Here is a 21353-nt window from a genome sequence, read left to right as displayed (position 1 = left end):
TAGAGTGCCTCGTCGCCATGCGCTGCTTAGAAAGGGCGCATGGCGATTGATATCCGGCCGATCACCGCGGCCGAGTCCCTGGAGTACTTGCGCGTCCTGCCGTACGTGAACGGCTTCCCGCAGGAGGAGCCCGAGCCCTCGGCCTGGTACGCCGGAACGGCCGCCTGGCCACCGCAGGTCCCGCCGAGCCCGGCCGACCTCGAGCGGTACGCCGAGGAGCTCCAGGCGGACTGGATCCGTCCGCAGGCAGCGTTCGTCGACGGCAAGATCGCAGGTGGATCAGCGATCGTGTCGGTGCAGGTCACCGTCCCGGGTGGGCGACAGTTGGACCTCGGCGGAGTGACCTCGACGGCGGTGCTTCCGACGTACCGGAGGCGCGGGCTGCTGCGGAAGATCATGTCCGCGATGCTGGCGGACTGCCGGGAGCGTGGTGAGTTCCTGGCCGGGCTCAGTGCGAGCGAGGGGACGATCTACGGGCGGTACGGGTTCTCGCCGGCGACGTTCCAGCACCGCTGGGAGGTACGGCGTACCGACGTCGCTTTCCGGTCCGAGTTCACGGACTCGGGTGAGCTCGAGTTGGTGGACGGTGTGGTGGCGGGGGAGGTGTGGCCGGTGCTGCATGAGCAGGTGCGGGCGCAGCGCGTGGGGGAGATCAGTCCGCTGCCAGGAAAGTGGGACGGGCTCCCGTCGGGCGCGTTGCCGGCGGACGGGTCGGGGCGGGCGCATCACCTGGTGCATCGTGATGCTACGCGTGCAGTGGACGGCGCTGCGATCTTCCGGTTGCCATGGTCGCCGGATCCGGCGCAGGCCGGCGTACTGCAGGTGGAAGCGTTCGAGGCGCTGACGTCTGATGCGTACCGGGCGCTGTGGGGGTTGCTGCTCGACTTCGACCTCACCAAGCGCGTGGTCGCTGCACGCCGGCCGGTCGACGAGCCTCTGCGATGGATGCTGACCAATCCGCGGGCGTTGAAGCTCACCCGGACGCGGGACAACCTGTGGCAGCGCATCCTCGACGTACAAGGAGCTCTGGAAGCTCGGACGTACGCCGCGACCGATTCGCTCGTACTGGACGTGTCGGACGACCTGTTCGGCTCTGGCCGCTGGCGTCTGGACGCAGCACCGGATGGAGCCACCTGCACAGCCACTGACCAGAGTGCAGACCTGTCCCTTGGCATTGCCGAGCTGGGTTCGATGTACCTCGGCGGGGTCCGCGCGAGTGAGCTGTCCCACGCCGGCCGCATCGACGAACACACACCAGGCGCGGTGTCCCGGCTCGACGCAGTACTCCGAACCGAGCGCGCACCGCACAACGCCGTCGGTTTCTGAGCCTGTGACTGTACGTGGTGTGACTCAACGGTGACGCAGCCAGCCGCCCACCCGGTTGAACCCCCAGGCTAGGGTGGGCGGCGTTGTTGACCGGAGGCTAGCGGCGCGGATCGCGCCGGGATGGTTCGAGGTGCTGGTTTCGTGCGCAAGTTGTTGAGTCTGGTCGTGGTTGCGGCGCTGGGGTCGTCCCTGGTGGCGTGCGGATCGGACAAGAAGGACGATTTCGGGGCCGCCGGGGTCAAGGTGACCTCCGACTTCGGTCAGAAGCCGACCGTCACCCACCGCGACGGTGAGCCGGACAAGAACCTGGTGACCGAGGTCCTCAAGGAGGGCGACGGTCCCGAGGTGAAGAAGGGCGAGCTGCTCACCGCGAACTACCTCGGCCAGATCTGGCGCGACGGCAAGGTCTTCGACAACTCCTACGACCGCGGCGCGCCGTCGTCGTTCCCGATCGGGGTCGGCGGCGTCATCGCCGGCTGGGACGAGGGTCTGGTCGGCAAGAAGATCGGCAGCCGCGTGCTGCTGTCGATCCCGGCCGACAAGGGCTACAAGGAGCAGGGCAACACCGACGCCGGTATCAAGGGCGACGACACGCTGATCTTCGTGGTCGACCTGGTCGGCGAGGCCGCCAACGACACCCCGCTGGACGCGAACCCGGTGACCCCCTCGACGCCGACCAAGATCTCGGTCAGCGGCCCGCTGAACGCCGAGCCGAAGGTGACGGTCGCGGCCGGCACCAAGCCGCCGGCGAAGCCGGGCAAGCCGGTCGTGTTCGCGCTCGGCAAGGGCAAGCCGATCGAGAAGGCCAGCCAGCTGGTCGGCCGCTACGTCGTGTACGACTACACCGGCAAGAAGCAGGCCAGCACCTGGGACGGCCAGCCCGCCACCGCGCAGAGCCCCGCCCAGCCGGGCGCCCCGACCGACCAGCTCCAGGTCGGCCCGAGTGCGACCGGCCAGACCGGCGCCCTCGACGGCCTCGCCGGCGTACCGGTCGGCAGCCGCGTCCTGGTCGAGCTTCCGGCGTCGAAGGACCAGGCCGGCAAGACGGTCAACGCCTTCGCCGTCATCGACATCCTGAACGCGTTCCCGGCCCCGAAGCAGACGGGCCAGTAGTCACAGCTCCTCATCGAAGGCCGGTCTCTCCTACCTGGGAGACCGGCCTTCGGCGTTGAACCAGCGGGCGGTGTCGCGGTGGAAGGTGAGGAACAGCGCGCTGATCACCGCGGTGAGGTGGACGGCGCGGAGCGCGGCGATCGTGACGAAGCTGACCGACCAGTCGATCGTGGTGAAGTCGCCGTTGTCGATCAGCCAGCCGATCGGTTCGGTGACCAGCGAGACCACGCCGACCGTCCCGAGTACGCCGGCCAGCAGGTACCGCGACCAGCGCACACCCGGCCGGAAGTACCGGTCGATGATCACGAACAGCGCGCCGTAGATGACCGCGCGAACTGCGATCTGCCCGACGATCGCGGACGTCGAGACGTCGTCGGCCAGCGCGAGCCCCACCTGGACCACAGTCTCCACGACCCCGGCGCCGACCGCCAGCAACCACATCATCGTCGCGGACCGGGCGGTCAGCGGCGGTTCAACCCGACTAATCGTTCTCATGCTCCCAGCGTGGCCGCGAAGGCCCGCGGGATCAGGAGTACTGCGTCCCCACTCCGGGTGGAGGTATATCCACCAGCCCCGCCGCATGCCGTCCCGCCGCGGCGGCGGCCTCGAAGTACGCGCGGTCCTCGTCCAGGCCGCGGCCCATCGTGGACAGCTTGACCGGCGCCGCCTCCATCGCCTCGTACAACCCGTCCACGCCGACACGGACCACCCGATGCCGGGCCTTCAACGGCTCGGCCGCATCCCGTACGGCGTCCCCGAAGTCGCCCGGCAGGTCCGGTACGACGACGTCCGCCGGCTGGAGCGCCACGCGGCCGTACGCGGTCAGGCTGTGGTGCGAGATGCCCCGGTGACGCGGACGCGGGTCGGCCTCGGAGATCCGGAGCGACGCGACGGCCCGGCCGCCCAGCGTGCCGACTGTGTTCACCGCCTCGCCTGACTGCACGCCGGAGAAGCCCCAGCGCGTGCCCGTGCCCAGATTGCCCGGTCCTTGCGTGATGACGACCACCTCGGCGGCCAGGACCTGCACTGCCGTCAACAGCCCGGTGTGGACGGTGACAGCCTCCCGGTCCCCGCCGTACGCCTGGCCGACGGTCACGGTCCCGCTGAGCCAGCCGGCGTCCCGGAGCGTCGCCACGTTCCGCGAGAACGCCAGGGGGAGCGCTCCGCCGTCTGTCATCACGTAAACGACCCGCGTGGTCGGCCGAGCCTCGTAGATACCCGCCAGCACCGCAGGCAGCGCGGAGTGCAGGTCCGCGACGACAACCGGCGTACCGAAGAGGTCGTCCGCGTCTCGCAGTACGTCGTGGTCGGGGGAGTCCTGCTCGTCGGCGCCCAGCACCATCGCCTGCAGCGGCGTGTAGCGAGCCTTGACCAGGTGCCCGCGCTCCGGCGGGTCCTCCGGCAGCCGGTCCGGTACGGCGACGACCAGCGCGTACCCACCTGTTCCCAGGCCGCGGTCCAGCGCGCTCACGTTGAGCAGCACGCGGTCGCCCGGCACCGGCGTACCGACCAGGTCCGGGTACGCCAGGGCGCGCACGGTCTGCGCACCGACCGTCACAGTCAGCTCAACTGCCCCGGCCCAGCTCCGGCCGACCTGCGCCACCACACCGTCCCGCCAGCGAATCACGGAGCGACCATAGCGTGTCTTCAGCGCGTCGAAGGTGTGTTCGAAGTTTCGGTGCGGAAAGGCGGGTTTTGGACGCCCGGAGGCCGTAAGGTGGTCGGGTGTCGGCGCGGAAGAGTGAGCGACTGCTCAATGTGGTCATCTGCCTGCTGGTCGCGCGCACCTACGTGACGAAGGAACGCATCCGCGAGGTCGTCGAGGGGTACGCCGGCCAGACCGACGACGCGTTCGAGAAGATGTTCGAGCGGGACAAGGACGAGCTGCGCGATCTCGGCATCCCGATCGAGATGGGCACGATCGACAAGTTCTTCTCCGACGAGGTCGGCTACCGGATCCGCCGCGACGTCTTCGAGCTCCCCGAAGTACACCTGGAGCCGGACGAGGCCGCTGTGCTCGGCGTGGCCGCGCGGGTCTGGCAGCACGCCGGTCTGTCCGAGGCCACCACGTCGGCCGTGTTGAAGCTGAAGGCGGCCGGGATCCAGACCGACCAGTCCGCGCTGAGCGCCATCGAGCCGCACGTCGGCGCGTCCGAGCCGGCCTTCGACCCACTCTGGTCCGCTGTCGTGGCGCGGCAGGTAGTCCGGTTCCAGCACCTGCGGAGTGGTGCGTCGGAGCCGACCACGCGGACGCTGGAGCCCTGGGGCATCGTGTCGTGGCACGGCCGCTGGTACGTCGTCGGTCGCGACCGTGACCGTCAGGCCACCCGCATGTTCCGGATGTCGCGGATCGGCGGCAACGTGAAGACGGTGGGGGAGCCGGGCGCGTTCACAGTGCCTGAGGGGACGGACCTGCGCTCGCTGGTGACAGAGCTGGCTCCGCCGCGTCCGACCTCCGAGGCGAAGGTCCGGGCACGGACCGGGTCCTGTGTGAGCCTGCGTCGTCGCGCGAACGCGATCGAGGAGTACGAAGAAGGCTGGGACCTGCTGCACGTCCCGTACGCCGACTCGTCCGTCCTGGCCGAGGAGATCGCGTCGTACGGGCCGGATGCGGTCGTTGAAGGACCTGGAGACGTGCTGGACGGCGTGCTGTGGCGGCTGCGGACGGTGGCCGGGGCATGAGCAATGCGCGTGACCAGGTGCAGCGCTTGTTGGCATTGGTGCCGTACCTGCGGGAGAACGACGGCGCGCGCGTCGACGATGTGGCCAAGGAGTTCGGCGTACGGCCGAAGCAGATCATCGCGGACCTGAAGGTGCTGTGGTTCTGTGGCCTGCCCGGTGCGCAGATGGGCGATCTGATCGAGATCGACATCGAGGCGGCCGAGGGCGACGGCGTCATCCACATCAACAACGCCGACTACTTGGCGCGTCCGCTGCGGCTGGCCGCGGCTGAGGCGCTGGCGCTGCTGACTGCGCTGCGCACGCTGCGCGAGGTGACGGCCGGCACGGACCGGGACGCGGTCGACCGGGCGATTGCCAAGCTGGAGCGAGCAGCGGGCGAGGCGGCTGCGGCGAGCGAGGGCTCAGTCGCACACGTCCACGTCGAGCCGGCCGCACCGGAGATCGCGGAGACCGTCAACCGCGGCCTGGCCGGCAAGCGGCGGCTCCACCTGACGTACGACGTACCGTCGCGCGACGAGACGACCGAGCGCGACGTGGACCCCATGCGACTGGTTGTCTCGGAGGGCCGCACGTACCTCGAGGCCTGGTGCCGCCTGGCCGAGGACGTCCGCCTCTTCCGCCTGGACCGCATCGCCGCGGTCAAGCTCCTGGACCTGCCGAGCGAGCCACCGCCCGAGGCCACGCCGCGTGACCTCTCGAACGGTATGTTCCAGCCCTCCGAGCAGGACCTCCTCGCCACCGTGAAGCTGGCCCCACCGGCCCGCTGGGTCGCCGAGTACTACCCGAACGAGTCCGTCGAAGAAGGCCCCGACGACTCACTGATCGTCAAACTCCGCGTCGCCGACACCGCCTGGCTCCAACGCCTCGTCCTCCGCCTCGGCGGCGCCGCAACAGTCCTCGACCCACCCGACCTCAGCACCCAGATCGCCGCCACCGCCCGCGACGCGCTATCGGCGTACGACGACTAACCCTGGCTTAGCTGCTTCTCCAAGGGGGAGCGGAAGCGGGGGGTGACGCGGACGCCGGCCAGCCAGTTGGTCCAGCGTGCTGCTTCGGACTCGACCAGGGTGGTGGTGTCGCTGCCTACGTCTTCCAGGAGTTCGTAGCGGACCTCGCCGGACTCGGGTTGGCCCCAGCCGCCGATGATCCGGCCGTCGGCCCAGATCGTGGGGCCGATGTTGCCGGTGTTGTCGAAGAGCTTGGACTTGTGCGGGCCGAGGAACCAGTCACGTTCCTTCCAGCCCATCGGCGTCGGGTCCAGGCCGGGGAGGAACGCGACCCACGGCTCGACAGGTACTTCGGGTGCCTCGTCGCCGGGCAACACGTAGCCCACCTGCCCATCCAGATCCACGGCGACCGCCTCGACCGCTGCCAGCGCCTTCTTCGTCTGCCCGCCGGTCCACCCCGCCCACCACTGCAGATCAGCCGCCGTACCCGGGCCGAACGACGCCAGCCAGGCGCGCGCGAGCATGACCCGCGCCTCCTCCGCCACCGGCCGGTCGCCGAGCCCGCCGGGCAGCCAGTCGGCCGAGGGCGACCACTGGTGCTGGCCGCTCAGCCACGTCCCCAGCGGCCGTCCACGCACGATCCGCCCCTCTGCGGACAGCTGGAACAACACCCGGCTCGTCACGTACGGCTGAGCGGCGTACGTCTTGCCGACCGCCATGCTGAGCCTCGTCCGGAGCCGCGGCTCGTCAGCGGACAGCTCCTGCGCCGTCGCAGACCCGCGCAGCGCCAGCGCGGTCGCAGTCGACTCCTCCACGGCAGCCAGCCAGCGCCCACACGCCTCAGGGTCCTCCGCGACCCCGGCCTCGTTCAGGTGCTTGACCAGCAGCTTCCGCTGTTTGACCGCGATGTCGTCCGTGCACGCCGCCTGCACGACCGGCGCAAACGGCGTCGGTACGACGAACACCGTACGGCGCATGCCGAGCATCCGGATCAGCGAGCGATCGTCGTACAACGCACGCTCCGTGCCTGCGACATCACTCCCTGGCACGCGCGCGGCGACGCTCAGGTGCACCGTGGCCGGATCGGTGGCGTGCAGGGCGACCATCGACGCGGCCGCCTCGACCGGGTCGGCCGCCTGGCAGTCCGCCCCGAGCCGATGCCTCCGCCCGAGCCGTGCCCGCCGCTCATCGACGCCGATCCGCGCCATCCTTGCTCCCTCACCCGGCCGATCCTGAAGCCGTTGTCGTACCAGCTGTCCCGCGCTGTCACACTGCGGAGACACTCGGTTTTACCATCACGTTCCGACACCGTTGTCCGCAGAGACGCCCCGGCGGGCGTGGGCGATCGCCGGGAACCGGCTAGGCTCCTGGGTATGTACTGGTTCCTGCTCTTCCTCGCGGTGGTGGCGGTGTGGATACTCGTCCTCGCCCTGCTCGCGAAGAAATTGTGGGGCCAGGCCAAGGCACTGACGCGTGAGTTGGTCGCCGCCCAGTCCAAGCTGGACGCTGCGCAGTCCACCACCGGGTCTGGACAGACCCGCGAGGAAGCGCACGCTCCGGCGTAGTATTCGGCCACGAACTCAGGCTCGAGCTTCGAGTTGATGTTGGAAAGGGAGATCGACATGGCACCGCTCCTCGGTATGCCCCAAGGCGCAGAGTGGCTCGTCATCCTCGCGATCGTCGTGCTGCTGTTCGGATCGGCGAAGCTGCCGGCACTCGTGAAGCAGCTCGGCAAGTCGAAGAAGATCTGGGAGGAGGAGGTCGGCCCCAAGAAGAAGGACGGGGAACTGACCCAGGAGGCGTCGCAGCCTCCGGCGCAGCAGCCGGCCCCGCAGGCCCAGGCAGCTCAGCCGAACCAGGTGAACGGCCAGGCGCCGGGCGACGGCCTGCCGCCGACCCACACCGCCAACTGAGCCGAACGCCCCACCTGTGTCGATGGTGAAGTTCGGGCGACGGAAGGACAAGCAGGACCGTCGCCCGAGGGACCCAGAGGGTCGGATGACCCTGCGCGAGCACATTGTCGAGCTCCGGAACCGGCTGCTCATCAGCGTGCTCGCGATCGTGGTGTGCACGATCGCGGCCTGGTTCATCTACTACCAGGCGCTGGAGATCCTCAAGCACCCGTTCGAGACGGCCGTCAAGCCGTTCGCGGAGAACCGCGGCCTGAAGCCGCAGCTCACCTTCCAGGGCGTCGGCGACCCGCTGACCTTCCGGATCAAGGTGTCGGCCCTGCTCGGCCTGGTCGTCGCCGGGCCGATCTGGCTGTTCCAGCTGTGGGCGTTCATCGCGCCGGGCCTGCATCGCAGCGAGAAGAAGTGGGCGTACCTGTTCGCCGCGATCGCGGCGCCGCTGTTCGCCACGGGTATCGCGCTCGGTTACTGGACCCTGCCGAAGGGCATCCAGATCCTGCTCGGCTTCACTCCGGACCAGGTGCAGAACCTGATCGAGCTCGGCAAGTACCTGGACTTCGTGATCCGGACGTTGCTGGTGTTCGGCATAGCGTTCCTGATACCGCTGGTCGTCGTCCTGCTGAATATGGTCGGGGTGCTGCCGGCCAGTGCGCTGTCGAAGTTCCGGCCGTACATCATCCTGGTGATCTTCGTGTTCGCCGCGGTGGCGACGCCGTCCGGCGACCCGTTCACGATGTGTCTGCTGGCGTTCCCGATGTGCGTGCTGTTCTTCGCCTCCGAAGTGATCGCGCGGATCAACGACAAACGCCGCAAGGCGCGCAGCGACGAACTCCTGGCTGATTGATGAGTCGTCGGATCGCGCTGGTGGTCAACCCCACCAGCGGTCGTGGGCTGGGTGCGCGGATTGCGCCGGTGGTTCGGGATCGGTTGGCTGCGGCCGGGCTGACGGTTGACGTTCACGCCACGACCTGCGCCGAGGACGTCGGCCGGATCGCCGCGGAGGTGGTCGCGTCCGGGGCGGATGCGGTCACGCTGATCGGTGGTGACGGCACGATCCACCTCGGGGCGCAGGTGCTGGCCAATTCCGGGATGCCGTTCGGCGTGATCCCGGCCGGCACCGGCAACGACTTCGCGCGCGGTATCGGCGTACCGCTGAAGGACCCGCTCGCGGCAGCTGATCTGGTGGTGGCCGGCAAGACCCGGACGATCGACCTCGCCACCGCGAAGGACGTCTTCATCACCACGGTCGTCGCCGGCGGTTTCGACTCGCTAGTGAACAAGCGGGCCAACGCGATGTCCTGGCCCAAGGGCAGTTCCCGCTACACGGTCGCGACGCTGGCCGAGCTGCGCACGTTCAAACCGCTCGAGTACGTCGTGACCGTCGACGGCGACCCGATCGAGACGAGCGCGATGCTCGTCGCGGTCGGCACCGGCCCGACGTACGGCGGGGGACTGCAGATCTGCGCCGGCGCCACGATCGACGACGGCCTGCTCGACGTCACGATCATCCAGCCGGTGTCGCGGCTGACGCTGCTGCAGCTGTTCCCGAAGCTGTCCAAGGGCACCCACGTCGGCCATCCGGCGGTGCGCACGCTCCAGGGTCGCTCGGTCCGGATCGAGTCGCCCGGCATCACGGCGTACGCCGATGGTGAGCCGCTGGGCCAACTGCCGGTCGACATCGGCATCGCGCCCGGCGCCCTGACCGTCTTCGCCTGAAAACCTTAACGTTCGAGCTATTCTCATTTCTGTCCTCCGTCTGATAGGAAAGCTTCCTAACAGTTGCTGCCTCGGACGCCCCTCGGAGGAGTCATGGAGAACCGCCCCACCCGCAGGAACGCTTTGCTGCTCGGACTGTCGCTAGCGGCTGTCCCCGCAGGCCTGGCTGTCTCGCGCTACGCCCCGCACGCCGACGCTGCCGTGCAGGCGACCGGTCTCGACGATCCCGCGAAGAAGGAGATCGCGATGGAGATCGTCTGCAGCGCGGAGAACTCGTCGCTGGACTGGAAGGCGCAGTACAAGTACATCGAGGACATCGACGACGGCCGCGGCTACACCGCCGGCATCATCGGGTTCTGCTCGGGCACCGGCGACATGCTGGAGCTGGTCGAGCTGTACGCCGACCGCAAGCCGAACAACGTCCTGCAGAAGTACCTGCCGGCGCTGCGCAAGGTGAACGGCGGCGACTCGCACCAGGGTCTCGACCCGAACTACACCAAGGACTGGAAGACCGCGGCGAAGGACACCGTCTTCCAGGGCTGCCAGAACGACGAGCGCGACCGGGTCTACTTCAACCCGGCGGTCGCACAGGGCAAGTCCGACGGGGTCCGCACCCTCGGTCAGTTCTGCTACTACGACGCGATCGTCATGCACGGTCCCGGCAACGACTCGACCAGCTTCGGCGGCATCCGCAAGCGCGCGCTGGGCAAGGCGAAGCCGCCGTCGCAGGGCGGCAACGAGACCACCTGGCTCAACGCCTTCCTCGACGCGCGGGTGTGGGCTATGAAGCAGGAAGAGGCCCACAGCGACACCAGCCGGGTCGACACCGCCCAGCGGGTGTTCCTCCGCAACGGCAACTTCAACCTGGACACCCCGCTCGACTGGAAGGTGTACGGCGACCCGTACCACATCAGCTAGCCACCAGGCGCGCAGCCGGGCTCCCATCGGACCACCAGGGAAGGGAGCCCGGCTGCGTCATGTCTTGAACACCTCGCGGCGGTCCGTGCGGGAGTCGGCCTCGGCGCGCTGTCTGAGCATCGACAGGCTGGTCCCGAGCTGCTCAAGCACGCCGGCGGGTAGGACCGAGCCGACCCAGGTGTTGAGCTCGGACTCGACTGTGGGTGACGCTGCGGCCAGCGCGTGTTCGCCCGCCGGGGTCAGTGCGACGAGGGAGGAGCGGCGGTCGTGGGGGTTCGCCGTACGGCGAACGCGGCCGGCGGACTCGAGGCGGTCGACAGCCTTGCTGGTGGCGCCGACGGTGATGGCCATCGCGCGGGCCAGGTCGAAGACCCGGGCCGTGCCGTGGCTCTCGATGAAGCGCAGGAACTCGAACTGGCCGAGGGGGAGGTCGTGCTCGGCCTTCAGGCGGGTGTCGAGGACGTTGTAGAGCCGCGTTTCCAACCGGACCAGGTCCGTGAACAATGCTGTGAGATCAGTCACGGAATTAGATTCCTCGGAATGTAGTTGGAGAGAACTATATTCCTCGGAATCTATCACCAGGAGACGGACGGATGAGCGCTGAAGAACGTGAAGCAGCACGCAGCATGATGCAGAAGGCCGAGCTCGGGCGGACGCCGGACGAGCAACGGGCCGGCTTCGACGAGTTGTTCGCGAGCCGCCCGCTCGGCGACGACGTGAAGGTGGTCGAGCGGACGCTGGGTGGAGTACCGGCACTGGATGTGCACGTCGACGGCGCCGATGCGGACGGGGTGATCCTCTACCTGCACGGCGGTTCGTACGTCGTGGGTTCCGCGCGGACCGGCGCCAACCTCGCGGCGCCGTTGTCGCGCCGCAGTGGCGTGCCGGCGGTCGCGCTGGACTACCGGCTCGCTCCCGAGCACCCCTTCCCGGCCGGCATCCACGATGCGTTGGCGGCATACCGGGAATTGGTGGAGAGCGGTCAGAAGGTCGTCATCGTCGGCGATTCGGCCGGTGGCGGGCTCGGGCTGGCCACGATGATCGCGGCGCGGGCCGAAGGGTTGGCCCTGCCGGCGGGCGCGGTCCTGCTGTCGCCGTGGACCGATGTGTCGCTGAAGAGCCCGAGCATGGACAGCCGGGGCGACGACGACCCGCTGTTCAGTCGCGCCAACATGGCCGAGTCCGCTGAGTTCTACCTGAGCGGCACGAGCCCGCAGAACGAGCTCGCGAGCCCGGTCTTCGCCGACCTGAAGGGCCTGCCGCCCCTACTCGTCCAGGTCGGTACGGCGGAGATCCTGCTCGACGACTCGCTCCGCCTGGTCGCGCGCGCCGCCGAGCAGGACGTGGACATCAGCCTCGACGTGATCGCCGGCGCCCCGCACGTGTTCCAGTACTTCGCCGGCGCCATGGCCGAGGCCGACGAAGCCCTCGACCACGCCGCCACGTTCATCAAGAGCCGGCTAGCAGCTGGCTGACGCGGGTTTTGTGGGTGCCGTCGCATAGATTGGGGTCATGAGTACCCCGTCCGAGAAATATGCCTCGTTTCGCTCGGACCAGGAGCATCCGGCCGTCAAGGAGTTCCGGGGGCTCTACGACTTCGAGCTGGACGAGTTCCAGCTGCGTGCCTGCGCCGCCCTCGAGGACGGCCACCAGGTGCTGGTTGCGGCACCCACCGGCTCCGGGAAGACGCTGGTCGGCGAGTTCGCCGTCCACCTCGCCCTGGAGCGCGGCCAGAAGTGCTTCTACACGACCCCGATCAAGGCCCTCAGCAACCAGAAGTACGGCGACCTTGTCAGCCGCTACGGCGCTGACAAGGTCGGCCTGCTCACCGGCGACAACTCGGTCAACTCCGAGGCCCCGATCGTCGTGATGACCACCGAGGTCCTCCGCAACATGCTGTACGCCGGATCCCAGACGCTGCTCGGTCTGTCGTACGTCGTGATGGACGAGGTGCACTACCTGGCCGACCGGTCCCGTGGCGCGGTCTGGGAAGAGGTGCTGATCCACCTCGCGGACTCGGTCTCGGTGGTCTCGCTCTCGGCGACGGTGAGCAACGCCGAGGAGTTCGGCGACTGGCTGGAGACGGTCCGCGGCAACACCGTCGTCGTCCTGGAGGAGAAGCGGCCGGTGCCGCTGTTCCAGCACGTGATGGTGGGCAAGCGGCTGCACGACCTGTTCGCCGGCGAGGCGCCGACCGCGCGCGTCGGTGCGCCCAGCAAATCGGGTAATCCGGCCAAGGCAAACGCGCCGGTCAAGGCCGACGTGAAGGACCTGGTCAACCCGCAGCTGGTCCGGATCGCCCGCGACGACAACCGGATCTTCCGCGACGATTCGCGCAAACCCCGTCGGCGCAGGGATCTGCCGAAGAGCCGGCCGTCCCGGTCGCACTTCACGCCGTACCGCTCGGATGTGGTCGAGGAGCTGGACGCGGGCGCGTTGCTGCCGGCGATCTTCTTCATCTTCTCCCGCAAGGGTTGTGAGGATGCGGTCGTGCAGTGCCTGCGGTCCGGGCTGCGGCTGACCAAGCCGTCGGAGCGGGACGAGATCAAGCGGGTGGTGGCCGAGCGGACGGCGGATCTGCCCGACGAGGACCTCGGCGTGCTCGGGTACCACGACTTCGCCGAGGCGCTCAGTCGCGGGATCGCGGCGCACCACGCGGGCATGCTGGCGGCGTTCAAGGAGGTCGTCGAGGAGCTGTTCGCGCGCGGCCTGATCAAGGTCGTGTTCGCCACCGAGACGCTTGCCCTGGGCATCAACATGCCGGCGCGTACGGTCGTACTCGAGAAGCTGTCGAAGTGGAACGGCGAGGCGCACGTCGACATCACGCCGGGGGAGTACACGCAGCTGACCGGGCGGGCCGGGCGTCGTGGGATCGACGTCGAGGGACACGCGGTCGTGCTGTGGCAGCCCGGGTTCGATCCGCGCGAGGTCGCGGGTCTCGCGTCGACCCGTACGTATCCGCTCCGGTCGTCGTTCTCCCCGTCGTACAACATGGCCGTCAACCTGGTGCGCCAGGTCGGGCGGACGCGGGCGCGGGACATGCTCGAGCTGTCGTTCGCGCAGTTCCAGTCCGACCAGGCCGTGGTGGGGCTGGCGCGACAGGTGCAGCGGAACACCGAGGCGCTGGAGGGGTACAAGGAGTCGATCGAGTGCCACCTCGGCGACTTCCTCGAGTACGCCGCTCTGCGCCGGCGGATCGGTGATCGCGAGGCGTCCGGCTCGAAGCGGCGCAAGCTCGACCGGCGGGTCGAGGCGCAGGAGTCGATCGAGAAGCTGAAGACCGGCGACATCATCCGGATCCCGGCCGGCCGCAGCGCGGGCTGGGCGCTGGTGCTCGACCCGGGGATGCGGTCGGAGCGAGAAGGGCCGCGGCCGACCGTGCTGACGCTGGACCGGCAGGTGCGGAAGCTGTCGATGGTCGACTTCCCGGCCCCGGTCGAGGCGATCGGCGTACTGCGGATCCCGCGCAAGTTCAACCCGCGCAACCCGCAGCAGCGTCGCGAACTGGCCCAGGTACTGCGGACGCGGACCGACCTCCTCGGCGAGGACGGGCCGCCGTCGCGGACCCGTGGTCGCGACGCCGTTGCGCACGCGGATGATCCCGAGCTGCAGGAGATGCGCGCGCAGCTGCGTGCGCACCCGTGTCACGGTTGCTCGGACCGCGAGGACCACGCGCGGTGGGCGGAGCGGTACTTCCGGCTCGACCGGGAGAACCGTGAGGTGCAGCGGAAGATCGAGCAGCGGACGAACACGATCGCCCGCCAGTTCGACCGGGTCTGCCAGGTGCTGGACGCGCTGCACTACCTCGACGGCGACAAGACGACCGAGGCCGGCGATCGGCTGGCCCGGATCTACACCGAGCTGGATCTGGTCGCGGCTGAGTGCCTTCGGCAAGGAGTTTTCGACGACCTCACCGTCCCGGAGCTGGCGTCTTGTCTGGCCGCATTGGTCTACGAGTCGCGGTCGAAGGACGAGCCGACGTCACCGCGGCTGCCGCGTGGCGACGTCCGGGAAGCGCTCGAGCGGATGGGGTCGATCTGGCGCGACCTGTCCGCGCTGGAGCGGGACATGCGGGTGGACTTCCTGCGGTCGATGGACCTCAACTTCTGCTGGCCCGCGTTCCGGTGGGCGTCGGGTGCGTCGCTGGCCGAGGTGCTGTACGAGTCGGACCTCGCCGCGGGCGACTTCGTCCGGTGGGTCAAACAACTCATCGACCTCACCGAACAGATCGCCGACGCCGCCGGCGACACCCCGCTCCGCAAAACAGCCCGGTCGGTCGTCGACCAGATCCGCCGCGGCGTGATCTCCTACGCCTCGATGGTCGAGTAGACCTCTTGGGTGAAAGACTTCCTTCAACGTTGTGAGTGGTTGTAAACCTCTGCCTTGAAGGAGTAGACGTTCGTGGAGTTGTCGCGCCGGAATCTCGGGAAGCTGGCTGTCGCTACTGGTGCTACCGCGGCGGTCGGCACCGGGGTCGGTTATTCGATCGGGCGGCCGGCTGATGCCGCTGCCACCTGGAAGACGACCGGGACCGCCGTGCCGGCGTTGGCCGGGTTCGACAACCAGATGAAGGCGTTCATGCAGGCCCGCGGCATCACCGCCGGGCAGGTTGCGGTGACGTACAAGGGCCGTTTGGTGCTTGCCCGCGGCTACAGTACGTCGACCGCGATCACCGTGCAGCCGACGTCGCTGTTCCGGATCGCGAGCCTGTCGAAGTCGTTCACCGCGGCCGCGATCGTGAAGCTGGTGCAGGACGGGAAGGTGAGCCTGTCCACGCCGGTCGCGAACATCATCGACATCACGCCCGCGACGGGGCTGACCAGGGACCCGCGGTGGTCGCAGATCACCTTGTGGAAGGTACTCCAGCACCTCGGTGGCTGGGACCGGGATGTGTCCGGCGACCCGGAGTGGAAGGACGCCACCATCTCCCGGACGCTCGGCGTGCCGATGGAGCTGCACCAGGCCGACGTGATCAAGTACGTCGCCGGTCAGAAGCTCGACTTCGCCCCGGGCACGAAGTATGCGTACTCCAACTTCGGATACACGCTTGCCGGCCGGGTGATCGAGAAGGTCAGCGGACTGAGCTACGAGGACTACGTCAAGCAGAAGCTGCTCGCGCCGCTGAAGATCAAGCGGATGTCGCTCGGCTACTCGATCGCCAAGCACAGCGGCGAGACGTCGTACGAGTCGCAGTACTCCGGTCCGACCGTGCTCGACATGTCCGGTAAGACGGTGCCCGCGCCGTACGGCACGTTCAGCATGCGGATCCAGGACGCCAACGGCGGCTGGATCGCGAGCGCGCCGGACCTGGTCCGCTGGGCGAAGATGTTCGACGCCCCGTCGAGCGTCCTGAACAGCGCCTCGCTCGGCCACGTCTGGGCGAAGCCGTCGATCGGCGTCAACCCCGACGGCTGGTACTACGGCCTCGGCTGGCAGATCCGCCCCGTCACGACCGGCGGCACCGGTCGCAACACGTGGCACACCGGCAGCATGCCCGGTACGTTCACGATCGTCGTCCGCACGTACAACGGGATGAGCTGGGCCGCCCTCTTCAACCGCCGCGACGACGCCAGCGGCAAGTCGTACGGCGACATCGACGCCGCCCTCTGGACCGCCGCCAACGGCGTCAAGTCCTGGCCGACGAACGACCTGTTCCCGACGTACTTCAGCTAGAACATCAACGCCCTGAAGTGCGGCGTACTGATCTGGGCCTCGCCGGCCATGTCGGTCAGTACGTCGCGCAGGGTGTCGATCGCCTCGTCGCCGAAGCGTTTGCGGAGGCGGCGTTCGTACGCCTGATGGAACTTCCGCGCCGTCGACAGCGCGGCCTCACCACGCGCCGTCAGGTGCAGCAGCTTCGCACGCGCGTCCGACGGGTCCGGGCGGCGTTCGACGTACCCGCGGCGCTCCATGTCGTCGACGATCTGGCCCGCGCCCTGCTTGGTGATCTCCAGCCGCTCGGCCAGCCCGCTGATCGTCCGCGGGCCGGCGCCGAGCGTCCGCAGGACGAATCCGTCCGACCGGCCCTGGTCCTCGTACCCCAGCGCCGCCGTGTGCGCGCGCAGTTCGCGGACGAACTCCTGGTCCGCCAGCAGCAACAAGATCCCGATATCCGGCTTGCCCGATCGCGTCATGACAGTCATGATAGACAAGCTGACTTGGTCAAGTCAGCTTGTCTAATTGATTGGGGGACGAGATGCACGTCATTCGCGCGACCGAGGCACAGCGGTTCCAGCTGCCGGGGGTCGAGTTCACCGGGCTGGCCGCGCCGAGCCGCGGTTCGGCCGGGTTGTGCACGTGGAAGCTCACGGTCGAGCCCGGGCACGGCGGCGACGCGCCGCATACGCTCGACCGCGACGAGGTGTTCATGGTCATCAGCGGCACCGTGTCACTCGGCGCGGACAAGCTCGGCCCGGGCGACGCGGTCGTCGTACCGGCCGGTGAGCCGATCTCGCTGACCAACCTCGGCGAAGGTCCGGCGGAGCTGTACGTCGCCATCACCGCCGGCTTCACGGGCTACATGGCCGACGGCACCGCGGTCCAGCCGCCCTGGGCACAGTAAGCCTTCAGCAGCGACGGATCGGTGCGGTGTACGTCGTGTTGCTCGCCGTAGCGACGTAGTAGTCGGTGACCCAGCTGCCGTCACTCAGCCGATCCCAGACCGAGGTAGTGCCGACTCTCGACCCAGCTGTCTGACAGGTGACCCACGCCAGCGACCCAGCGGGCAGAGTGCTCGGGTACGCCGCATACGCCGCGCCCGGGCCGTGCCGCCGACTCAGCCCGCTGATCGTTGTCTGGAAGGGGAAACTGCAGCCGGGGAGTGGTGCGCTGTACCCGGGTTTGCTCGGCGTGCGGACATAGTAGTCGGTGACGTAGGTGCCGTCGATCAGCTTGTCCCAGACCGAGCTGGTTCCGATCTTCGGGCCGACCGTCTGACAGACCACGCGGACGCCGGCGTTCGCTGCGATTGTCGAGCGGACCGGGTACGCCGTCGACGGACCGGAGTACGAGTGGATCGTCGTACGGACGGTGTAGTTGTAGCCGACGGACGCAACAGGCGCGTCGAAGCGGTCGTTGTCGATGTTGAGCGTCACGCCGCCGTGCGTCTCGGTGTGGTCACCGACGTACTGCTTGCCACGCTGTCCGACCGCCCAGAACGTGTTGGGGATACCGGCCCACCCGGTGAGCAGGCTGCTGTTGTCCCAGCGTGCAATCCACAGTGCGTCCGGCCGGGCATACGACGGGGAGTTGTAGGCCGCAGCGAGGTCGGGCGCGCCCGAGCCCAGGTTGGCGTACACGCCGGACAGATAGCGCTGCAGGTGCAGCTCTTTCGTCCAGGACGACAGGTAGTGCAGCACGGCGGAACGGCAGACGGAGTTGGTGTGGTCGTAGTTCTCCATGTCGTTGTAGAGCGCACTACCCGGCAGGAGGCCTAACGCCTTGGCTTTCGCGACCGCATCGTCCGCGTCCCGCACCCCCTCGCGGTTGGACGCGGTCGTCGACATCTTGTACGTCCGCGTGCCACAGGGGGCCTGCAGCCCAAGATAGATCGGCACGAGTCGCCAGCCCATCGCGGTGACGGCTGTGACCCATGCTGGGGTCAGCTGTGGTTGTGCACAGCTCCGGTTGACGCCGCCGAAGTAGATACCGATCGCCTTGTACGGCGAGGCCTTCCACGCGGTCATCTGCGCCAGCGTCGGCGCAGTACACGTGTCGAACGCGAACCCGGTGAACCGCGTCGCCGTAGTACCCGCGTTGTAGGTGATCGGCGTCGTCGGCTCGGCGTATGCGGGCAGGACCGCGACCGAGAGCGCCATGGTGGCGAGCAAGACCTTGAGCTTCAGCATCGTGACCCCCTGGTCTCAGTAGACCCTCAGGAATCGCCGGGCGGTAGGTTGAGGCCACCATCGAGTATTTGGAGGACCGATGCCGGAGATCGTCGAGTTGGAGGAACGCCCGTACGTCGCGCTGCGGGGCAAAGTCGCGATGGACGGAATCGCCGCGTTCGCGGACCGGATGCGGGAGGTGATCGACTGGCTCGCGGCCAAGGAGATCGCCCCGAACGACGCGCCGTTCTTCAAGTACGACGTGGTCGACATGGACGCCGGACTGGTGATGGAGATCGGGTTCCCGGTCGACGACCTGCGCTCCGGTGAGGGCGAGATCGTCACCGGCGTACTCCCGGCCGGCCGGTACGCGACCGTCAGCCACCATGGCCACCCGGACGGCCTGATGGCAGCCACCCGCGACCTCCTGGCGTGGGGCGAGGAGCAGGGCGTCGAGTGGGACGCGAACGGCGACCACTGGACCGCCCGCCTGGAGATCTACCGCTCCGACCCGCGCGAGGTCCCGGACATGAACGACTGGGACACCGACCTCCAGTTCAAACTGAAGGACTGAGTGCCGACTGTCCTGGCCGGCGTCAGTCGGCTTGAGCCGGAGCGGGTTCGGCACGTTGCGTCGCCGCTGATCGAGCTGGGTTGCGCTCTGCACGTGCTGGCCGAGCCCACTCACCATGACCGGGTCGAGTGGGCGGCGTCCGTACCGCTGTCCGCCGAGCTGCGCTCCGAGCTGGCGCAGTGGTCGTGGACGGTCCGCGCGGTCCGTGCTCGCTTCTTCGCGACAACAGCTGCTACCGGCATGCCGTCGTGGTCCGATGAGCTGGCCGCGCTCCGGTCGCGCCCGCCGGAGGAGGTGGCCGCCGAGCTGGTCCGGCCGTTGCACGGTCGCCCGTTGAGCAGCCGCACCGTCGACACCGACGCCGTACTGCACTGGGCTCGCAGCCGTGGCCGTGCGGTGGCTGGGCTGGTGGAGTCGCTCGTGACGTCCCCTGCAGATCCGGTACGGCGGTTTGTCGACCTGCTGGATGCCTGCTGGCAGGAGTGGTTCGGCGAGGTCTGGTCGGCGTCACGGGACGAGCTGGCTGCCCGCGGCCGGCACGACCGCGACCTGGCGATCCGCGACGGGGTCGGAGCGATGCTGCGGTCGCTGGACGGTTCGATCGACCTGCGTGACGCGGACAGCGTCGTCGTACAGAAGGTGCAGAGCAAGCGGATCGACGTCAGCACGCGTTCGCTGTTGCTTGTCCCCAGCAACTACATCGCGCCGCACCTGTTCGTCGGCGAGATCCCTGGCGAACCGATCACGATCATCTACCCGCTGAGCGGCCGCAGTACCGTCGTACCGACCGCTCAACAGATCCGCGCCCGGCTGGACGCACTTGCGTCACCCGACCGCCTACAGGTCTGCCGAGCCGTCGCCAGCGAACCCCGCACCGCCGGTGAGATCGCCGCGCTCTGGGGTCTGCACCCGACCCAGGTCACCCGCCATCTCAGAGCGCTGACGAGAGCCGGTCTGGTCACGGCTGAACGGCAGGGCCGCTTCGTCGCCTACCGCCTCGACGAATCCGCCCTGACCACGCTCGGCACCGACCTCCTGACCCTGATCATGCGCTGATGGACTGACAGAAGTCGGCAATCCAACGGCCGGACCGGGCCGCCTGGCTTTGAGTGAGCAGGTGACTTCTCTTCCGCCTGCCGTGCGTCGGTTGATTCTGGCAACGTTGGTGAACACGCTCGGGAACGGCGTCTACGCGGCCGTCGGAGCGCTGTTCCTGACCAGGTCGGTCGGCCTGTCCGTGGGGCATGTCGGCATCGGGCTGACCGTGGCCGCACTGATCGGTCTGGTGACGAGTACCCCGCTCGGTGTCGTTGCCGATCGCCTCGGCCCGAACCGGGCGTACGTCGGATTCCTGCTGCTCCAGGCGCTCACGATGACCGCGCTCACCCAGGTCCGTTCCTTCATCCCGTACGTCGTGGTCGCCGGCGTGACCGCGATCGCGGACTCCGGGCAGCGCGGCGCCAAGGGCGCTCTGATCGCGGGACTGTCACCGGCCGACCAGCGGGTGCGGACCCGGGCGATCCTCCGGGTCGCGACGAACGTCGGCATGGGTGCCGGCATGGGACTGGCCGGGATCGTGCTCGCGGTCGACCGTCGAGAGGTCTACGTGATCGCCTTGCTCGCGAACGCGGCGACGTACCTGGTCACGGCCGGACTTGTCCGCTTCGGCATGCCCGAGGTGGACAGGGTGCCCTCGGCCGGCGGGCCGTCCGGCCTGACCGCGCTGGCGGACCGGCGGTTCCTGGTGTTCGTGGCACTGGACGGCGTACTGACGATGCACGCCGCGCTGGCGCAGGTCGGGATCCCGCTCTGGGTGGCGACCGCGACCGACGCGCCGCGGTGGATGATCTCGGTCCTGCTGGTGATCAACTCGGTCGCGGTGATCCTGCTGCAGGTAAGGGTCGCCCGAGGCACCGAACATCTCGCCGGCGCCGCCCGAGCCGGCCGTCGGGCCGGACTGCTACTCGCCGGCGCCTGCGTCGTGCTCGCTCTCACCGACACGACGTCCGGCGTGGTCACGGTTGGTCTGCTGATCGTCGCGGCACTTTTCCACGTCCTCGGCGAGATGCTCCAGTCGGCGGGCGGGTGGGGCATCAGCTTCGAACTCGCGCCGCCCGGCGCACAGGGCCAGTACCAGGGCGCGTATGCGATGGGCCGTCAACTCGGCGACCTCGTGGCGCCGTTGCTCCTCACCACGGTCGCCGTCTCCTGGGGCTGGCCCGGATGGCTGCTCGTTGGCACTCTCTTCCTCATCGCGGGTCTCCTGATCCCGGGCACGGTCGCCGGGCACCGCGCGAACACCGAACGGCGCGACCTCGTTGTGAGCTGATTCGTTGGCGAG

At 68.6% G+C, this 21353-nt stretch carries 22 protein-coding genes; 16 read left to right on the top strand and 6 right to left on the bottom strand.

Going from position 1 to position 21353, the window contains the following annotated elements; translation table 11 throughout:
• The first annotated feature begins 39 nt into the window (after nucleotides 1–39).
• Together FDA38_RS41055 and FDA38_RS41050 are read left to right on the top strand one after the other, a co-directional pair.
• Nucleotides 40–1326: a GNAT family N-acetyltransferase gene (locus FDA38_RS41055; RefSeq protein WP_137259581.1), complete on the top strand. Its 1287-nt coding sequence runs from the start codon at nucleotides 40–42 to the stop codon at nucleotides 1324–1326.
• A 141-nt stretch (nucleotides 1327–1467) separates the two neighbouring features.
• Nucleotides 1468–2439, top strand: coding sequence for an FKBP-type peptidyl-prolyl cis-trans isomerase (locus FDA38_RS41050; protein WP_137259580.1), 972 nt, complete (start codon nucleotides 1468–1470; stop codon nucleotides 2437–2439).
• A 30-nt stretch (nucleotides 2440–2469) separates the two neighbouring features.
• Here FDA38_RS41050 and FDA38_RS41045 read toward each other — a convergent pair whose 3' ends face one another.
• Nucleotides 2470–2934 carry a hypothetical protein gene (locus FDA38_RS41045; RefSeq protein WP_137259579.1) on the bottom strand — a complete coding sequence of 155 codons (465 nt, stop codon included), beginning with the start codon at nucleotides 2932–2934 and terminating at the stop codon, nucleotides 2470–2472.
• Between the two features lie 31 nt (nucleotides 2935–2965).
• Nucleotides 2966–4066 (bottom strand): DUF3866 family protein, encoded by a 1101-nt coding sequence (locus FDA38_RS41040; protein WP_137259578.1) that lies wholly within the window; start codon nucleotides 4064–4066, stop codon nucleotides 2966–2968.
• Between the two features lie 98 nt (nucleotides 4067–4164).
• Here FDA38_RS41040 and FDA38_RS41035 point away from each other — a divergent pair, with 98 nt between their 5' ends.
• Both FDA38_RS41035 and FDA38_RS41030 read left to right on the top strand, forming a co-directional pair.
• Entirely contained in the window at nucleotides 4165–5121 is a 957-nt protein-coding gene (locus tag FDA38_RS41035) for a helix-turn-helix transcriptional regulator (protein WP_137259577.1), read from the top strand.
• Nucleotides 5118–6089, top strand: coding sequence for a helix-turn-helix transcriptional regulator (locus tag FDA38_RS41030; RefSeq protein ID WP_137259576.1), 972 nt, complete (start codon nucleotides 5118–5120; stop codon nucleotides 6087–6089). The genes FDA38_RS41035 and FDA38_RS41030 overlap by 4 nt, the downstream gene beginning before the upstream one ends.
• On the opposite strand, the gene FDA38_RS41025 is transcribed toward FDA38_RS41030, so the two are convergent.
• Entirely contained in the window at nucleotides 6086–7276 is a 1191-nt protein-coding gene (locus FDA38_RS41025; protein ID WP_137259575.1) for a winged helix DNA-binding domain-containing protein, read from the bottom strand. The two genes, FDA38_RS41030 and FDA38_RS41025, sit on opposite strands and share 4 nt — an antisense overlap.
• A 165-nt stretch (nucleotides 7277–7441) precedes the next feature.
• On the opposite strand from FDA38_RS41025, the gene FDA38_RS41020 reads away from it, so the two are divergent.
• The 5 genes from FDA38_RS41020 (at nucleotide 7442) to FDA38_RS41000 (ending at nucleotide 10612) form a co-directional block, all read left to right on the top strand.
• Nucleotides 7442–7633, top strand: a complete 192-nt coding sequence (locus FDA38_RS41020) for a hypothetical protein (RefSeq protein ID WP_137259574.1) — start codon at nucleotides 7442–7444, stop codon at nucleotides 7631–7633.
• A 57-nt stretch (nucleotides 7634–7690) separates the two neighbouring features.
• Complete coding sequence (locus FDA38_RS41015; protein ID WP_130439214.1) at nucleotides 7691–7981, top strand: twin-arginine translocase TatA/TatE family subunit; 291 nt, start codon at nucleotides 7691–7693, stop codon at nucleotides 7979–7981.
• Nucleotides 7982–8066: 85 nt separating this feature from the next.
• A complete protein-coding gene (tatC, locus tag FDA38_RS41010) occupies nucleotides 8067–8822 on the top strand; it encodes a twin-arginine translocase subunit TatC (protein WP_130439305.1) in 756 nt (251 codons plus the stop codon).
• Nucleotides 8822–9694, top strand: coding sequence for a diacylglycerol/lipid kinase family protein (locus FDA38_RS41005; protein WP_137259573.1), 873 nt, complete (start codon nucleotides 8822–8824; stop codon nucleotides 9692–9694). Before tatC ends, FDA38_RS41005 begins: the two co-directional genes overlap by 1 nt.
• 93 nt (nucleotides 9695–9787) lie before the next feature.
• Nucleotides 9788–10612 carry a chitosanase gene (locus FDA38_RS41000; protein WP_137259572.1) on the top strand — a complete coding sequence of 275 codons (825 nt, stop codon included), beginning with the start codon at nucleotides 9788–9790 and terminating at the stop codon, nucleotides 10610–10612.
• A gap of 57 nt (nucleotides 10613–10669) precedes the next feature.
• On the opposite strand, the gene FDA38_RS40995 is transcribed toward FDA38_RS41000, so the two are convergent.
• Nucleotides 10670–11134 (bottom strand): MarR family winged helix-turn-helix transcriptional regulator, encoded by a 465-nt coding sequence (locus FDA38_RS40995; RefSeq protein WP_137259571.1) that lies wholly within the window; start codon nucleotides 11132–11134, stop codon nucleotides 10670–10672.
• Between the two features lie 71 nt (nucleotides 11135–11205).
• Here FDA38_RS40995 and FDA38_RS40990 point away from each other — a divergent pair, with 71 nt between their 5' ends.
• The 3 genes from FDA38_RS40990 (at nucleotide 11206) to FDA38_RS40980 (ending at nucleotide 16285) form a co-directional block, all read left to right on the top strand.
• Nucleotides 11206–12087: an alpha/beta hydrolase gene (locus tag FDA38_RS40990; RefSeq protein ID WP_137259570.1), complete on the top strand. Its 882-nt coding sequence runs from the start codon at nucleotides 11206–11208 to the stop codon at nucleotides 12085–12087.
• Between the two features lie 37 nt (nucleotides 12088–12124).
• A complete protein-coding gene (locus FDA38_RS40985) occupies nucleotides 12125–14941 on the top strand; it encodes a DEAD/DEAH box helicase (protein WP_137259569.1) in 2817 nt (938 codons plus the stop codon).
• A 72-nt stretch (nucleotides 14942–15013) separates the two neighbouring features.
• The gene (locus FDA38_RS40980) at nucleotides 15014–16285 is read left to right on the top strand and encodes a serine hydrolase domain-containing protein (RefSeq protein ID WP_202878060.1); all 1272 of its coding nucleotides are present in this window, start codon (nucleotides 15014–15016) and stop codon (nucleotides 16283–16285) included.
• On the opposite strand, the gene FDA38_RS40975 is transcribed toward FDA38_RS40980, so the two are convergent.
• Nucleotides 16282–16746, bottom strand: coding sequence for a MarR family winged helix-turn-helix transcriptional regulator (locus FDA38_RS40975; RefSeq protein WP_137259568.1), 465 nt, complete (start codon nucleotides 16744–16746; stop codon nucleotides 16282–16284). The two genes, FDA38_RS40980 and FDA38_RS40975, sit on opposite strands and share 4 nt — an antisense overlap.
• A gap of 62 nt (nucleotides 16747–16808) precedes the next feature.
• Here FDA38_RS40975 and FDA38_RS40970 point away from each other — a divergent pair, with 62 nt between their 5' ends.
• Nucleotides 16809–17174 (top strand): cupin domain-containing protein, encoded by a 366-nt coding sequence (locus FDA38_RS40970; protein ID WP_137259567.1) that lies wholly within the window; start codon nucleotides 16809–16811, stop codon nucleotides 17172–17174.
• A 4-nt stretch (nucleotides 17175–17178) separates the two neighbouring features.
• Here the strand turns inward: FDA38_RS40970 and FDA38_RS40965 are convergent, their stop codons facing one another.
• Nucleotides 17179–18459, bottom strand: a complete 1281-nt coding sequence (locus tag FDA38_RS40965; protein WP_137259566.1) for a glycoside hydrolase domain-containing protein — start codon at nucleotides 18457–18459, stop codon at nucleotides 17179–17181.
• Nucleotides 18460–18538: 79 nt separating this feature from the next.
• On the opposite strand from FDA38_RS40965, the gene FDA38_RS40960 reads away from it, so the two are divergent.
• The 3 genes from FDA38_RS40960 (at nucleotide 18539) to FDA38_RS40950 (ending at nucleotide 21341) form a co-directional block, all read left to right on the top strand.
• Nucleotides 18539–19012: a GyrI-like domain-containing protein gene (locus tag FDA38_RS40960; RefSeq protein ID WP_137259565.1), complete on the top strand. Its 474-nt coding sequence runs from the start codon at nucleotides 18539–18541 to the stop codon at nucleotides 19010–19012.
• Nucleotides 19013–20068: an ArsR/SmtB family transcription factor gene (locus tag FDA38_RS40955; RefSeq protein WP_137259564.1), complete on the top strand. Its 1056-nt coding sequence runs from the start codon at nucleotides 19013–19015 to the stop codon at nucleotides 20066–20068. It begins immediately after the preceding gene.
• A gap of 61 nt (nucleotides 20069–20129) precedes the next feature.
• The gene (locus tag FDA38_RS40950) at nucleotides 20130–21341 is read left to right on the top strand and encodes an MFS transporter (RefSeq protein ID WP_137259563.1); all 1212 of its coding nucleotides are present in this window, start codon (nucleotides 20130–20132) and stop codon (nucleotides 21339–21341) included.
• The last annotated feature ends 12 nt before the right edge of the window (nucleotides 21342–21353 follow it).

This window comes from Kribbella jiaozuonensis, from assembly GCF_005233875.1.
Taxonomy (GTDB): domain Bacteria; phylum Actinomycetota; class Actinomycetes; order Propionibacteriales; family Kribbellaceae; genus Kribbella; species Kribbella jiaozuonensis.
Note: the sequence above shows the minus strand (reverse complement) of the source record. Positions and strands in the feature narration are given on the sequence as shown.